Origin of the sequence: Pseudomonas sp. NPDC090592, assembly GCF_044769185.1 — a bacterium.
Taxonomy (GTDB): domain Bacteria; phylum Pseudomonadota; class Gammaproteobacteria; order Pseudomonadales; family Pseudomonadaceae; genus Aquipseudomonas.
In genome coordinates this window covers 221841-238290 of sequence record NZ_JBIVXJ010000008.1, presented here as the reverse complement: position 1 = coordinate 238290, position 16450 = coordinate 221841, and the positions used below count along the sequence as shown (strand labels likewise).

Annotated in this window: 10 protein-coding genes; 9 read left to right on the top strand and 1 reads right to left on the bottom strand. The window is 60.6% G+C overall.

The genetic code is table 11. The features are described from left to right. Nucleotides 1–341 precede the first annotated feature (341 nt). The 8 genes from ACIQUI_RS09660 (at nt 342) to cycA (ending at nt 8439) form a co-directional block, all read left to right on the top strand. Complete coding sequence (locus ACIQUI_RS09660; protein ID WP_104833875.1) at nt 342–779, top strand: NfeD family protein; 438 nt, start codon at nt 342–344, stop codon at nt 777–779. A gap of 26 nt (nt 780–805) precedes the next feature. After that, entirely contained in the window at nt 806–1660 is an 855-nt protein-coding gene (locus tag ACIQUI_RS09655) for an SPFH domain-containing protein (RefSeq protein WP_403197539.1), read from the top strand. Nucleotides 1661–1869: 209 nt separating this feature from the next. Next, nucleotides 1870–2259, top strand: a complete 390-nt coding sequence (locus ACIQUI_RS09650) for a DUF2946 domain-containing protein (RefSeq protein ID WP_403197536.1) — start codon at nt 1870–1872, stop codon at nt 2257–2259. 46 nt (nt 2260–2305) lie between these two features. Beyond that, nucleotides 2306–2791: a copper chaperone PCu(A)C gene (locus ACIQUI_RS09645; RefSeq protein ID WP_403197533.1), complete on the top strand. Its 486-nt coding sequence runs from the start codon at nt 2306–2308 to the stop codon at nt 2789–2791. Between the two features lie 22 nt (nt 2792–2813). Further along, nucleotides 2814–3245, top strand: a complete 432-nt coding sequence (locus ACIQUI_RS09640; RefSeq protein WP_391129358.1) for a DUF2946 family protein — start codon at nt 2814–2816, stop codon at nt 3243–3245. Between the two features lie 66 nt (nt 3246–3311). Beyond that, the gene (locus ACIQUI_RS09635; protein ID WP_403197531.1) at nt 3312–5378 is read left to right on the top strand and encodes a TonB-dependent copper receptor; all 2067 of its coding nucleotides are present in this window, start codon (nt 3312–3314) and stop codon (nt 5376–5378) included. 58 nt (nt 5379–5436) lie between these two features. Beyond that, nucleotides 5437–6804: a PepSY-associated TM helix domain-containing protein gene (locus tag ACIQUI_RS09630; RefSeq protein WP_403197529.1), complete on the top strand. Its 1368-nt coding sequence runs from the start codon at nt 5437–5439 to the stop codon at nt 6802–6804. Between the two features lie 228 nt (nt 6805–7032). Further along, nucleotides 7033–8439 (top strand): D-serine/D-alanine/glycine transporter, encoded by a 1407-nt coding sequence (cycA, locus tag ACIQUI_RS09625; RefSeq protein ID WP_403197526.1) that lies wholly within the window; start codon nt 7033–7035, stop codon nt 8437–8439. A 148-nt stretch (nt 8440–8587) separates the two neighbouring features. Here cycA and ACIQUI_RS09620 read toward each other — a convergent pair whose 3' ends face one another. After that, the gene (locus ACIQUI_RS09620) at nt 8588–8887 is read right to left on the bottom strand and encodes a hypothetical protein (RefSeq protein ID WP_403197523.1); all 300 of its coding nucleotides are present in this window, start codon (nt 8885–8887) and stop codon (nt 8588–8590) included. A gap of 504 nt (nt 8888–9391) precedes the next feature. Between ACIQUI_RS09620 and ACIQUI_RS09615 the strand changes: the two genes are divergently transcribed. Further along, nucleotides 9392–16336, top strand: coding sequence for a neuraminidase-like domain-containing protein (locus tag ACIQUI_RS09615; RefSeq protein WP_403197520.1), 6945 nt, complete (start codon nt 9392–9394; stop codon nt 16334–16336). Nucleotides 16337–16450: the final 114 nt, after the last annotated feature.

Below are 16450 nucleotides of genomic sequence, written 5' to 3'. Positions count from 1 at the left end.
GCTACAACGGCTATGAAACACCGGTAGCCATGGAGGAAAAGCTCAAAGCGGCGGCATAAACCTTAATCGGTGTCCAAAATTACTTGACCAGATCACCTTGTGTCGCGACAGGGCTGCACAGCAGCTCCGGCAATTTGCGCACCTGTGCTGAAATCCCGGGGCTGCTGCGCAGCCCTATCGCGACACAAGGCCGCTCCTACAGGAGACCGCGCCAGCCTTGAGAAATGTGTCAGGCAGTTGCCTTACGCCCATTTCGGATTTTTCTGTCTATATGACAAATAGCGTTGTGTCGCTTTGCTCCATTAAACTCAAAGCCCCCTCCCCCGGAAGGTTTCACCCATATGGAAATGCAATGGTGGATCTGGCTGGTCTTCGGCATCGCGCTGATCCTGCTCGAACTGGTCCTGCCGACGTTCTTCATCCTCTGGTTCGGCATCGGTGCCGTGCTGGTCTCGCTCATCTCCCTGGCCGCCCCCAGTCTGCAACTGGACATGCAGGTGCTGTTGTGGGTGTTGCTGTCGTCGGTCACCACCGCGTGCTGGTTCAAGCTGTTCCGGCGCAAACAGCCGGATGTGCGCTGGACAGCCGACAGCGTGATCGGCGAAGTCGGCTTGCTGACTGCCGGCGTTTCGGAGTTCCAGAAAGGCCGGGTGCGCTTCCAGAAGCCGATCCTGGGTAACGAAGAATGGACCTGCATCGCCGACAGCGAGATCCCGGCCGGCGAGCGGGTGCGCCTTACTGCCATCGAGGGGAACACCGCCCGCGTCATCCGGGCCTGAACCTGCACTAAAAGGAATTTAGCATCATGACCAGCCTCATCGTCGTCGCGGCCATCGCCCTGTTCGTCCTGATCACCGTGTTCAAGGGGGTGCGTATCGTGCCCCAGGGCGAGGAATGGATCGTCGAGCGCCTGGGCCGCTACCACAGCACCCTGAAGCCCGGCCTGAACATCCTCATTCCGTACATGGATGTGGTCGCCTACCGCCTGCCCACCAAGGACATCATCCTGGATGTGCAACAGCAGGAAATCATTACCAGGGACAACGCGGTGATCGTCGCCAACGCCCTGTGCTTCGCCAAGGTGGTGGACCCGCAGAAGGCCTCCTATGGCGTACAGAACTTCTCGTTCGCCGTCACCAGCCTGACCATGACCTCGCTGCGCGCCATTGTCGGTGCCATGGACCTGGACGAAGCGCTGTCCAGCCGCGAGCAGATCAAGGCTCGCCTGCGCGACGCAATGTCCGAGCAGACCGAAGACTGGGGCGTGACCGTGCGCTCGGTGGAAATCCAGGACATCAAGCCTTCGGAAAACATGCAACTGGCCATGGAACGCCAGGCTGCCGCCGAGCGGGAGCGCAAGGCAGACGTGACCCGCGCCGAAGGGGCCAAGCAAGCGGCGATCCTTGAAGCAGAAGCGCGCTTGCAAGCGGCCAGGCTGGATGCCGAAGCACAGATAAGCCTGGCCGAGGCCTCGGCGCGGGCGATTTCGCTGGTGAAGGAAGCGGTGGGCAACGAGACGGTGCCGGCCATGTACCTGCTGGGTGAGCGCTATGTCGGGGCCATGGAGAGCCTGGCGGGCAGCAGCAATGCCAAGGTGGTGGTGTTGCCGGCGGACCTGCAGGAGACCGTGCGTGGGCTGATGGGGCGTGGCAAGGCTTGAGAATGCCGGGGGGCGCTTTGCGCCCCTATCGCGACACAAGGCCGCTCCCACAAGAGTACGCGTATCCCTGTGGGAGCGGCCTTGCGTCGCGATTGGGCTGCAACGCAGCCCCCGAAACCAGCATGACCTGCGTCACTTCACCGCACCCCGCCATTTTTACCTATACTCCGCCTTACAATACCCACCACGATTCCTGACCGGATCTCTCCATGCCCCCACGTCGGCACATTGCCTGGATAGCCTGCCTAGCAGTGCTGTTCAACCTGCTGGCCATGCCGCTGGCCTCTGCCGTGCCCAAGGGCCCGGCCGAGCAGCTGCTGTGGGGGGCTTTTTGCTCAAGCATGGCCAACAAGGCCAAGGTCGATGTCCAGGCCCTGGCCAAGATCGACCTCGGCCCGCAAGGCGACGACAGCGCCAGCATGATGAACTGCTGGTGCTGCTCGGGCGCCGCACCGCTGCTGGCCCTGCCCGGCTACCCACCGCAGTTGCACAACCCGCCGACACTGCTCGCCGGGCGGCTGCCGCCACCTGCCGACTACCAAACCACGCCGCGCCATTTATGGCCTGCGCTCAACCCCCGTGCCTCTCCGCTGGCCTGAGTTCATCACGCTGTCTGCCTGAACCTGAACAGAACGGAGATTCACCATGCTCAAGCACGCCCTCGTCATGGCCGCCCTGCTGCTGCCCGGCGCCTTTGCCAATGCCCACGAATACAGCGTGGGTGACCTGCACATCGCTCACCCCTGGTCGCTGCAGCTACCCCCTAACGCGCCCAATGTCGCCGCCTATTTCGTGGTGCACAACAACGGCAAGGCCGATGACCGCCTGCTGAGTGTCGACAGCCCCATCAGCGATGACGCCCAGCTGCACGAGCATGCCATGAGCGCCAGCGGGGCCATGAAGATGCAGCAAGTGCCTGACGTGGTGGTGCCTGCCGGCAAAGACCTGACCTTCGCCCCCAGCGCCTACCATGTGATGCTGATGCAACCCAAGGACCGCAGCCTGCTGGTCGACGGCAAGCGCTTCCCGTTGACCCTGCACTTCGAAAAGGCCGGCGACATCACCGTCGAAGTGGCCGTGCAGAAGCAGGCGCCAACGGACCAGCCGCAAGCCCACGATCACGCGCACTGACACCTGCTGACAGGCACTCGCCATGAGCCTGCCGCGCAACAGCATCAGCCGTACCACCCGCCCTGACCGCAGGCGCGCCGGTGGCGGATGGCTGAGCCTGTTCGCCATGTGGATGATCTTCATCGGCCCGCTGATTTCCCAGTCGATGCCGATGGACCACCACGCCGGCATGAGCATGCCGATGGACATGCCAATGGCCGCTGCCCATCAGCATGGCGGCGACACCCATCACGGCCACGGCGGCGATGGCCAGCTGCATGTGATGTGGGAAAAGTGCGGTTACTGCAGCCTGTTGTTCAACTGCCCGGCCCTGCCCCAGGCCCTCAGCCCGCTCAGTGCCGGCAGCGTAATCCCCACCAGCCACCTGCTTGCGCCAACGCACCAGGGCCATGCCCGGCAGGCTGTATTCCCCGGTGCGCGCAGCCGCGCTCCGCCTTCCTCGATCTACGTCTGAAAGTACATTTTGCGCACGAAGCCAGGAGGCTTCGCGCTAACTCATGACTGATCGACTGGAATCATTATGTCCGGCTGCACCCCTGTTTTCGCCTTGTCCCTGCGAGGGACCATCGCCGCCGTGTGCGGCTCGCTGCTCGCGCCCGTAGCCCTGGCCGCCGACCCTGGCCATGAAGGCCATGCGCACGACGCACCCGAGCTGAGCCCGACGGTGATCACCGCCGTGGCGCCGAGTTCGCCGCTGACCGTGGTCACCAACCCGAAAGACCCGCGCCAGCCCGTGCCGGCCAGCGACGGCGCCGACTACCTGAAGACCATCCCCGGCTTCTCGGCGATCCGTGCCGGCGGCACCAACGGCGACCCGGTGTTGCGTGGCATGTTCGGCTCGCGCCTGAACATCCTCACCAACGGCGGCCTGATGCTGGGCGCCTGCCCCAACCGCATGGACGCCCCCACCTCGTACATTTCACCGGAAACCTACGACCGCCTGACCGTGATCAAGGGCCCGCAAAGCGTGATCTGGGGGCCGGGCGGCTCGGCAGGCACCATCCTCTTCGAGCGTGAACCGGAGAAGTTCGGCACCCTCGGCAGCAGGGTGAACGCCAGCCTGCTGGCCGGTTCCAACGGCCGCTTCGACAAGGTGCTGGATGCCGCTGCCGGCAACAGCCAGGCCTATGCCCGCTTCGTCGGCAACCAGTCCCGCTCGGATGACTACCACGACGGCAACAACGACACCGTGCCGTCGCGCTGGGAAAAATGGAACGGCGATGTCGCCCTCGGCTGGACGCCAGACCAGGACACCCTGGTGGAGCTCACCGCCGGCAAGGGCGATGGCGAGGCCCGCTATGCCGGGCGCGGCATGGACGGCTCGCAGTTCAAGCGCGAAAGCCTGGGCCTGCGCTTTGAAAAGTCCAACCTCGGCGAGGTGCTGGACAAGGTCGAAGCGCAGGTTTACTACAACTACGCCGACCATGTGATGGACAACTACAGCCTGCGCACGCCCTCGGGCAGCGGCATGATGGGCATGCCGATGGTGAGCAACGTCGACCGCCGCACAATGGGGGCACGCATCAAGGCCACCTGGCGCTGGGCCGACGTACAACTGATCAGCGGCATCGACGCGCAAACCAATGAGCATCGCCAGCGCGGCGGCATGGGCGTGGACGCGCACAAGGGCCAGGCCTGGACCAAGGACGCCGACTTCCACAACTACGGCGCCTTCAGCGAACTGACCTGGTACGTCAGCGGTGAAGACCGGCTTATTACCGGTGCCCGCCTGGACCGTGCCTCAGCCCGCGACTTCCGGGTGGCCAGCGCCACCAGTGGCGACACCCGCGCCGATACCCTGCCCAGCGGCTTCGTCCGCTACGAGCACGACCTGGCAGCCATCCCGGCCACCACCTACATCGGCCTCGGCCATGCCCAGCGCTTCCCCGACTACTGGGAGCTGTTCTCGCCCAAGCTGGCACCGCCCGGGGCGGCCAACGCGTTTGACGGTATCAAACCGGAGAAGACTACCCAGCTCGACTTCGGCATCCAGTACCGCACCGAACGCCTGGAAGCCTGGGCTTCGGGCTATGTGGGGCAGATCCGTGACTACATCCTGTTCGACTACCGCACCGGCATGATGGGCATGAGCACCTCGCAGGCTCAGAACATCGACGCCCGCATCATGGGTGGCGAACTGGGCGCGGCCTACCAGCTGAGCGAAAACTGGAAGGCCGACGGCACGCTGGCCTACGCTTGGGGCAAGAACAGCAGTGATGGCAAAGCGCTACCGCAAATGCCACCCCTGGAAAGCCGCCTGGGCCTGACCTACAGCCGCGATGTATGGAGCGTCGGCGCCCTGTGGCGGCTGGTAGCGGCGCAGAACCGCATCGCCGAAAACCAGGGCAACGTGGTCGGCAAGGACTACGAAAAAAGCGCCGGCTTCGGCGTGTTCTCGCTCAACGGCGCCTACAAGGTGAGCAAAAACCTCAAGCTCAGCGCGGGGGTCGACAACCTGTTCGACAAAACCTACGCCGAGCACTTGAACCTGGCCGGGAACGCCGGGTTCGGCTACCCGGCTACCGATCCACAGCCGGTGAACGAGCCAGGCAGGACCTTCTGGACCAAGGTCGATTTCAGCTTCTGACAACAACAACGGGCGCAGCTTCGGTTGCGCCCATCTGCTGGTCAAACAGGAGGTTCCCATGAGAGGAACACGCAGCAATTTCTATAACCTGGCCTGGCGTTGGCATTTCTATGCGGGGCTGTTCGTGGCGCCGTTCATGAGCCTGCTGGCAATCACCGGGATCATCTACCTGTTCAAGCCACAACTCGACCCGCTGTTGTACCGCGACCTGATGGTGGTCGAAGCGGGCCACCACCGACAGGGCGCCGATGCGATGCTGGCCGAAGTGCGCCAGGCCTACCCCAAGGGCCACGTTGGCCAGTACCTGCCGCCGCTGAACGCCGAGCGCAGTGCGCAGTTCGTGGTGCATGACGGCGGGCGCGAACTGAACGTGTTCGTCGACCCTTACAGCGGCAAGGTCCTCGGTGAGCAGGACGGCAAGCAGAACCTGCAGGCCATCGCCCGTGCGCTGCATGGCGAACTGATGGTCGGCACAGTCGGTGATCGCCTGGTGGAACTGGCGGCTGGCTGGGGCATCGTGCTGGTAGTGTCGGGCCTTTACCTGTGGTGGCCACGCGGGCGCAATGGTGCTGGCGTGCTGTGGCCACGGTTCGCGGCGAAGGGTCGGTTGTTCTGGCGCGACCTGCACGCGGTGACCGGCTTCTGGGGTTCTGCCCTGCTGTTGCTGATGCTGGTCAGCGGCATGACCTGGACCGGCATGTGGGGCAAGCAGTACGCCGATCTGTGGAACCGCTTCCCGGCGGCCATGTGGAATGACGTGCCCAAGTCGGACCAGCAAGCGCGCGAACTGAACAGCGCGCACCGCCAGACCGTGCCGTGGGCGATGGAGAACACGCCGATGCCGCAATCCGGTGCGCATGCCGAACATGCCGGGCATCACATGATGGACAGTGCACCCGCTGCGCCTCAGGTGAGCCTGCAGCAGGTGGAAGACATCGCCACCTCGCGCCAGATCGAACCGGGCTACAGCATCACTGCGCCGACCACGGCCGAAGGCGTTTACACCATCGCCGTGTTCGCCGATGACCCGCGCAATGACGCCACCCTGCATGTCGACCAGTACACCGGCAAGGTGCTGGCGGATGTGCGCTGGCAGGACTACAGCACGGTGGCTCGCGCCACCGAACTGGGCGTGATGTTGCACGAGGGCAAGATGTTCGGGCCGTTGAACCAGATCATCATCCTGCTGGTGTGCCTGATGATCCTGCTGGGCTCGGTGAGCGGGCTGGTGATGTGGTGGAAGCGCCGCCCCGAAGGCGGCCTGGGCGTGCCGCCGCTGCGCCACGACCTGCCGCGCTGGAAGGCGGCGGTTGGGGTGATGCTGGTGCTGGGGGTGATGTTCCCGCTGGTGGGGGTGTCGATGGTGGTGATGTGGGTGGTGGATAGCCTGGTGGTGCGACGCCGCCGGGTCGTGGCCAACGCTTGATATCTGCACTGGCTTCTTCGCGGGCTTGCCCGCTCCCACAGGATTGCGTTGCCCTCAGGCTTTGCGCAGTACCTGTGGGAGCGGGCAAGCCCGCGAAGAGGCCAGCACAGGCGAAATGCTGCTACCCAAAAGTAGAGTCGATCTGTCGCGCCCCGAACTGGAACGCGCGTGTTAGCCTAGCCGGCTACCTCTGACAAGAAGACTGACCTCTACAAGGGAATGCAGCCTATGACGCAAACCTCACCCACACCACCCGATGAGCAGCACCTGCAACGCAACCTGACCAACCGCCACATCCAGCTGATCGCCATCGGTGGCGCGATCGGTACCGGTCTGTTCATGGGCTCGGGCAAAACCATCAGCCTGGCCGGGCCATCGATCATCTTCGTCTACATGATCATCGGCTTCATGCTGTTCTTCGTCATGCGCGCCATGGGCGAACTGCTGCTGTCGAACCTCAACTACAAGTCGTTCATCGACTTCTCCGCCGACCTGCTCGGCCCCTGGGCCGGTTACTTCACCGGCTGGACCTACTGGTTCTGCTGGGTGGTCACCGGCATTGCCGACGTGGTCGCCATCGCAGCCTATACGCAATTCTGGTTCCCCGACCTGCCGCAGTGGATACCGGCGCTGACCTGCGTGGGGTTGCTGCTGTCGCTGAACCTGGTCACGGTGAAAATGTTCGGCGAAATGGAGTTCTGGTTCGCCCTGGTCAAGATCATCGCCATCCTCGGCCTGGTCGCCACCGGCCTGTACATGGTCATTACCGGTTTCACCTCGCCCAGCGGGCGCACCGCACAGCTGGCCAACCTGTGGAATGACGGCGGCATGTTCCCCAACGGCCTGATGGGCTTCTTCGCCGGGTTCCAGATTGCCGTGTTCGCCTTCGTCGGCATCGAGCTGGTGGGCACCACCGCCGCCGAAGCAAAGAACCCGGAGCGCACCCTGCCGCGGGCGATCAACTCGATCCCGATCCGCATCATCGTGTTCTATGTGCTGGCGCTGATCGCGATCATGGCGGTGACGCCGTGGCGCGACGTGGTACCGGGCAAGAGCCCGTTCGTCGAGCTGTTCGTACTGGCGGGCCTGCCGGCAGCGGCGAGCATCATCAATTTCGTGGTGCTGACCTCGGCGGCCTCGTCGGCCAACAGTGGCGTGTTCTCCACCAGCCGCATGCTCTACGGCCTGTCGCAGGAAGGTGACGCACCCAAGGCGTTCGAGAAGCTGTCGAGCCGCTCGGTGCCGGCCAACGGCCTGTACTTCTCCTGCACCTGCCTGCTGCTGGGTGCGGTGCTGATCTACCTGGTGCCGAACGTGGTCGAAGCGTTCACCTTGGTGACCACGGTTTCGGCGGTGCTGTTCATGTTCGTCTGGACGCTGATCCTGTTGTCGTACCTGAAGTACCGCAAAAACCGCGCGGCACTGCACCAGGCGTCGAAGTACAAGATGCCGGGCGGGCGCTTCATGTGCTACGTGTGCCTGGTGTTCTTTGCCTTCATCCTGGTGTTGTTGAGCCTGGAGGCAGATACCCGCTCGGCGCTAGTCGTCACGCCTGTCTGGTTCTTGCTGCTGGCAGTGACCTATCAGGGCGTACGTAGCCGCCGTCATCCGCGTTCGGCTGTGCGTAACGGCTGACTCTGCTGGGGGCTGTTATGCAGCCCATCGCCGCGGTTCGTCGCCACGACAAGCCAGGCTCCCACAGGTAAAGTACAGGGCTTGAGGCCTATGCGCTCGGTGTGGGAGCTGGCTTGCCGGCGATGGGCCGCACCGCGGCCCCGGGGTTTTAGCCTTGTTCCAACCCTTCTAACACGGCCTCAGCCAGTGCCAAGCCTTTCTCCAGCGAGTTTTCCGTAGCCGTTAGCAAATTGCGCAACGGCTCTCCCGCCTTCTCCAAGGCCACAGCATTTGTCTCGTACGCCGCCTTCAACGCCGCCACGGCACACACCAGCGCATCCTCGCTATCGACACCCTCACGCACCGCAAGTATTGGGGCGTGGGCGTGATTGCAGGTGCCGAAGTGGGAACTGGCGGTAACTGGACGGGCTTTGCGGGGCGTGATGTTGACCAGCGATTCCTGGCTCATGGCTGCACCTCCCGATGAAAGGTGGCGACTTCAACACATACGAACGGTGGATCTGGAACGATCTTCTTGCGCATGGTGCGTTTCCTTGCGGCCTTCTGAAGTGTATCTCCGTGCCCACACGCCAATATGGGTGGACGGAGCCGTGCGGGTTGGCGTGCCGGTCAGAAGGCCCGGTGAGCCCGAAGGCTCCCACACACGGCTCCGCCCATAACGGGTGCAACCATGCAGGACACAACTATCGCAAGTGCGATGTGTCCGGTTCTGACAACGGGACGCCAATCCCGTACCGCAGAAACTACTGCGGTGCGGCACGGTACTCAAGTGCCGCTTATGTGTCAAAACTCTTCAGCTGTGCCGCATCGCCTGCCGCACCTGCGTTGCGGCATTCGTCCTGCCTCGACCTGATATTTTTGCCAGTTGTGACCTCCCCACCTTAGCCCTCAAATACTCCCAGACCGCGATGTATGGCAATGACCATCCTCATCCAGCAGGGAGCACGCCCGCATGACCGAGCAAGCCGCTACCGCCCACACCTACGCCAAGCTCTTCCCCGAACAGTTGGCCAACCCGTGCAGCCCCGATGCGCCCGAATCGAACACCGGGCCCATCGCCTATCTGCACGCCCTCTACCAAAAGGCCCTGGAAATGGAGGCGGCCAGTACGGACACCAGCCGCCTGACACTGGCGCAACGGCGCCCGGACATCGGCGCACTGCTGCTCGATCCCGGCAAACTGGAACACCCCGTCAGCGCGCTGACCCTGGCCATTCGCGCCCTCACGTACCATGCTCAGGACCGTGCCGGGGCAACGGCTTACTTGCCCGAGGTACTGGCCAGCGCAGGCCAGCATGCCCACCTGCCGTTCAACTATGCCCACGAGCAAGTCAAGGCAGTGCTCTCGTACAAGCGCATTCCCTACTTCGAACTGCTACAGCAAACGCAATACAGCTACCCCAGCTTCTGCTACGAAGGGTTTCGCAGCGATGAGCTGCGCCAGGTCATGCGTAACGCCAGTGGCTTCAGCCCCGCCCTGCAAGCCTTGCTACTGGAAGAAAAGCCCTTGCGCGCGACCGGCAACGAATGGCGTCAGTGGTACGGTATGGCCGATATCGACGCCAAAAAGGCCATTGCTTCGTTGCTCGATGTCGAAACATTCGGCCGCCGAACCGGGCTGAGCTTCGAGCAGATACTGGAAATGCTGGCCGTGGCCGGGATCGATGACAATGCTGCGGCCAGCTACAGCCTGGTGCGCAGCTCCAATGCCTACCGCCCCACCGGCAAGCCTGTACTGGACAAATTCCATTACGGCGCGGCATACATCAATGCGCGCCGAAAAACGCCACTCACGATCAAGGATGCCCTGGCCGGGGCGGGTATCAAACCGCGGTTTGACTCAATGGATTACGACTGCCTGTCGCGCATGTACCAGATGATCCACCTGCAACGGGCGCTGGCGCTGCCATTCAAGGACGTCGACCTGCTGTTGACGTCAATCCTGCGTGCCGAAGGTCAGTTCGGCAACTGGCACCTGTCGCCATCCACTATCCGTGCCATGGGGGTTTTCCGTTACCTGAACGAGGCCTACGGCATAAACGCCGAACAGTTCGCCGCCCTGGTGTGTGAAATCAACCCGTTTGCGGTTGGCGAGCAAGCACCGATGCTCGACCGGGTACTCGATGGCCCAGGTGCCGGCCAGCTCGACACACCCAACCCACTGATCCTCGACGATCGCGTATTCGACCCGGCCGATGGCCAGGACGGCCAGTTCAAGGTCGTGCCAGCACTGGCCAAGGCCTTGGGCGTGGATGAGCAGGCAACCTTGGTGTACCTCGCGCAGGTCAAGCAGGCGCAAGGGCTGAAGGCGTACAAAGTGTCGCTGTCGTTGATTTCTGCGCTGTATCGCCTCAGCCGTTTACATCGCCTGTTCAAGCGCTCCGCCCGCGAAGCAAGCGCTTTGGTTGAGCTGCTGGCAACGTCGGGCACCGATGTGCTTAAACAGTTGGCAGGCACGCCGCTGATCAGTGATGTTCCAGGTGCCAGCGATGTGCTCGACACCCTGGTCGCGCTTGGCAACCTTGACCAGTGGCTGCGCCAACAGCAGATCCTGCCCAGTGTTCTGCTGGTGACGTTGGCGCCAGTACCCACAGCGGAGATGACGGTGGGCAGCTCGCTGCAGGGCCCCCTTCAGAAGCATGGCGAACTTATCAGGAAAGCTCTGCTCCCCGAGGCTACGGAAAGCGATCAGCAAGAAGCGGCAGCAAGCTTGCTGCTGTTCATATTTGGCAACCTGCGGCCTCAGCCCAGCCTCAGCCTGCAGCACATGACGGCACTATTGGGCTGGCCCGGTACGACAGCAGCGCAGGTGCTGAGGGCAGCGATAACGATCCTCGACCCGACCAGCGAGGCCACGGCCGATGACCGGTGGAAATCAAGCCTGGTGTGGTCCAAAGCCGAGCGCCGCTGCGCGCTTGTGGGCCTGCTGCGTGTAAGCCCCGGCCTGCTAAGGGCACTGTGTGACAAGCCGGAATGGTTCGACCTGGAAAAGGCCCCGGACGAGGCCATTAACCTCGACCTGTGCTATCAACTCAGTCGCTTCCGGGCTTGGGTCGAGGTGGCCAGAGCCAATGGCGCCGATGAGCGTGACGTTATCGATTATCTGACCAGGCACCGTTTGTCCATCGATCCACAAAAGGTTGCTCAATCGGTCAAGGCATTAGGTACCTTGGTAGGGTGGGATAAGCGCGAAGTGGAAGAGGCCTGCCCGAACATCATGAAGGTAGAGACGGTAGAGGACACAAGGCCGACCTTTGACGACTTCCTGGAAACACTTTCCGACACAGAACGTGCCTACTACGATGAAAAAGGAATCAGGTACTTCTTCCAGAATTTTATTGTCCGCCGCACGGGGTCCAACGCATACGGCGATAAGTTACAAGGTAGTGTGGACAAACTGATTGAATTTCTCAAGCAAAACCCGGGGCCGCTGTTACTCACGAAGGGACAGTACAACAAAGGATATAAGCCTGATTTATGGGTAAGTGTATGGGAACGTTTCAAAACAGACGTCAAATTTGGCTACTTCCCGATTGCCATGGAAGAACTCGCTGACCGGCCTGGAACGGTCAAGCGTCTGGTCGGCACGCCCTGTGTGCCCAGCACCATCAGCGACATCGACTATATCCTGCGGCTGAAACTGCTATGCGAGAAAACCGGCCTGGCGTGCCACTCGCTGCTGAGCCTCAGCGAGCTCAGCGAGACCTCGCCGTACCGGGAGTTCGAGGGTGCCAGCCAGTTGCTGATGGCCGGCCTCGATGACGGGCTGCGCGAAGTAATAGACAAACAGATGCGTGAACACTGGCGCGACGCACTGGCCGGCTACCTGATCGCACACTGGGCACCGCCTGAGCCTGATGCGAAACCCAGCGTGACCTCCTTCGATGACCTGTCGAGTTACTGCCTGACCGATATCCAGGTCGCCAGCGAGGTCACCACCACGTTGCTGAACCAGGCCATCGGCAGCCTGCAGCACTACCTTTCACGGCTGTTTGCGCGGCTTGAGCCGGGGTATGGCGACACCGGCCCTTCCGGCGAGGATCAGGCCGAATGGCAGACTGGGCTGGGGCAGTACGGTACGTGGAAACGCCTGATCGACCGCTACAACCACCCCGCCAACCTCATCTACTACGCCAACCGCACCAACAAGAGCGTGGCGTTCCAGGAACTGGAGGTAGCCCTCAACCAGGGCAAGATGGACACCTCGCTGCTGCACACCGCCATCTGCAGCTACCTGGCCAAGTTCGAACGGGTCAGCAACCTGCAAGTGATCAGCGGCTACCTGGATGGGCATGATCCCAAGCATGACACCTATCACCTTATCGCCAAGACCAACACCACACCCTACGAATATTACTGGCGAACACTGGACATCAGCCTGCGTGACGATCAGAACCGGCTAAGCCCGCTGGCCTGGAGCGAGTGGGAGAAAATCGAGCTGGCGGCCACGGGTGAAATTGCCCAAAGCAAGTCCAATGGCAAGCTTTACGACACCGTACGCCCGGTGGTGATTGCTGGTCGTCGGTATGTGTTCTGGGCAGAGCGTGGCAGCACTGACCTGCCGGATCACAAAAACCAGAACAAGACCTTGCATGACAAGCGCAAGCTGTCGGTGAATTTTATATTCCAACAAAGCGACTTGACCTGGAGTACCGGTAATGAGCTGTTCTGCCTGAATGGCTATAAAGACGGAAAATGGGATGAAACACGCGCGAAAGATGTGAGCTTCATGCCTGGCTTGATCGTGGTGGTTCAGGAAAGCAATGGTAATGAGCTATTGCTAACTGCGCTATTGCATGATAGTGAAAAGATTTTGGAAAAAGGAAAAGAAACGGAGCATAAGCGCAATACCGACTATTACCTTGAAGCGCGAGACCTCCTGTTGCTCGAGAACAAGCTAATAGCTGATACAGACGCTCACAAACTCTATGTTTCGCTCCGGGCATCTTACAAAAACGCGCACGACATCCAGCACCCTTACAACGGCAACCCAAGGCAGTTAAAACTAAAAAGCTCCAGCTTAGAAAATGACTCATCTTATGTTGATTTTGCCTCTACCAGCAAAGATAAAATCCGAGTCTTTGTAGTCTTTCCTGAAACCCCAGAAATGGATCGGGGGTTTAAATATAGTCTTACTGTAAAATTTTTTGGAGACAATGTTCTAATACCTGAAGCAACGCACCTTGTTACGCAAGTATTCCACGAAACAAACCCAACCAAACTCGAACCGCAAATCGACATAAGCGAATACAAGGAAATCAAGATACTAACTGAATGGTACCCTTGGGACTCCATGCATGATATGCTCAGCCAGGGGGAAGTAGTATACGAGATAACGTCAAACACCGCCGCTGACGAGACCTGGACTGTTTCCCTTGCATCCAATGCAAACCAGGCACAGTATCTCGACCTGAGCCAGGTTGAAGAGGATAACCCTAAACTCCCAACACATAAGATCCGCCTCAATACACTGTTCGGCAAGAACCTCGTCGCACGCGCCAGCCAGGGGGTCGAGCAGGTACTTGCCTGGGACACGCAGAAACTGCAAGAACCGAGCCTTGAATCAGATTCTGGCACGCTTGTCGACATGGACTTCCACGGCGCAAATGCTCTTTACTTCCGAGAACTGTTCCTGCATGTACCCGCCCTGGTGGCCATGCGCCTGACCGAACAACAACAGTTCGAAGAAGCCGAAGACTGGTACCTGCGTTACCTGTTCAACCCTTACCGGACCAAAGCCGACGCGCATGGCCGACCCGCGCCTTGGGGCACCCGCCCGCTTGCCCAGGTGGGCACCTTGAGTTCTTCCCTGCGCAAGGGTGTCGACCCCATCAGCCGGGTGTTCACCCTTTCGCGTCACTACCAGCAGGCGATCTACTTGTCGCTACTGGAAAACTGGCAGTTACAGGGCGACCACTTTTACCGCCAGCTCACCCTCAGTTCACTGAACCAGGCCTGGCTGTGCTACCAGCAGGTGCAACAATTGCTCGGCCCTCTGCCACAAGGCAGCAATGCCTCGCGCTGGAACGCTGTGACCTTGGCCTCGGTCAACGAAGGCAGCTTCCGCCGACCAATCAATGGCCGGGTGCTTGACCTGCACCAAACCCTGCAAAGCCGGCTGTACAACCTGCGCAATGGGCTTACCCTTGATGGCAAGAAGCTCCCACCGCTGGACTGGAGCAGCGAAAGCCTGGACGCTTTCGACAATGGGCGAGGCGGCGTGAGCAACCTGCCTATCCCTTACCGCAGCGGCCAGGCTGAGATCCCGCACTACCGCTTCCGCCAACTGCTGCCCCTTGCCAGGGCAGCGGCGCAACAGTTGTCGGATTTCGGCCGGCACTACATGAGTTTGATGGAAGAAGAGTTTAACACCAGCCTGTCGGTGCAATTGAAAGCGCAGGATATCAAGATGTCTGAATTTGCAATACTCTTGCAAAAAGAGGCTGTTAACACCATTAAGGCGAAGAAAAAAGGACTGCTGATAAGCCGCGATAAAGTAGCCGCACAGAAAACATATCTCAGCGAACTCATCGACGTCGGTCGATCCCCGGAAGAAGAGGCAGCCACCGCGTTCACCTGGATCGCCAATGCGTCAACGCTTATGGGTATTCCCTTCCAGTTCCTGGCTGGCGGTTTGGAAGTGGCGGTGCCTACCATTTACGGCATGGCGATTGGTGGCAACCAGCCAGCAGCCCCCATAGCCAGAACCGCCCAGGCCTTATCTGCCGCAGCTGAAGCTTCAAAAATGATCGCCGACGAGCTGACGATCCAGGCAGGTTACAACCGCCGCGCAGCGGAGTGGGTATTTGAAAAAAGCCAGGTTGAATGGGATCTGAAGATCCTTGACCAACAACTGGCCGAAACCAACATCGAACTCAATGCCAGTACCATTGCCCTTGACCAGTGCCGACAGGACCTGGTCAACCTGAAGGAAGCCTACGTGTCCATGACCACCGGGTTTACCATCATCCCCGTCTATAACTGGCTGGTGGCACGCCAGGAGCAGATCTACGGGGCGGCCTACGACGCTGTACGTTCGCTGTGCATGGGAGTAGAGGCCGCCTGGCGCTATGAAATCGGAGACTACCGGCGTGACAGTTTCATCGATACCAGCGCCTGGCGCGACAACTACAAAGGCATGCTGGTGGGTGAATCGCTGCTGGTGAACTTGCAGCAGATGGAGAATGAATACCTGGCCAGAAACGAGCGGCGGCTGACGATCAAGAAGTCGTTCAGCCTCAAGAACCAGCTGGACAGTGATGCAACCAAGGCCGAAGAAAAGTGGGCCGGTATTTTCATAAAGAACGCTAAACGCACCACATCACTGACCCACACGTTCGAATTCAAGGCAGATGATTTCGACAAAGGTTACCCGGGTCAGTACCTCCGCCAACTGAAATATGTGTCCGTCACGCTGGTACTCAAGGCAGACAAAAAAACGCAAGAGCTGTGTGCAATCCTCAAGCAAACAGCCAGTACCACGCTGCTTGAGCCTGACAAGAATGCAGCTCGCTCGTTCTATCCAGGCAAGGAGGACGAAGTCGTGGTGAAGAGCGCGAAAGATAACCCCAGACTGGTCCTGCGCAACCCCCGCGAAAACCAGCAGATCGCGTTGTCGTCAACCGTGGCCGAAGACGGGCTTGGCTACGATGCCGGTACCTGGGTGTATGAATTGATGTTCCACGATGGCCGTTACCTGCCGTTCGAAGGTACCGGCGCTATCTCGCAGTGGACGCTGGAGCTATTGGGCGATGAGGGCCTGCTCAAGGACCTTTCGATCATCGAAGACATTCGATTCAACATGGTTTATACGGCCAAGGCGGGTGATGGCGATTTCATCAAGGAGATAGCCAAGATCAGGAAAGAGGTTGCCACAGCGCAACAGGGCGATGCGTAACGGCTGATGGCCTCGGGGGCTGCTTTGCAGCCCATCGCCGGCAAGCCAGCTCCCACAAGTACTGCATATTGCTCATGAACGATGCGGTCGAGGTGGGAGCTGGCTTGCCGGCGA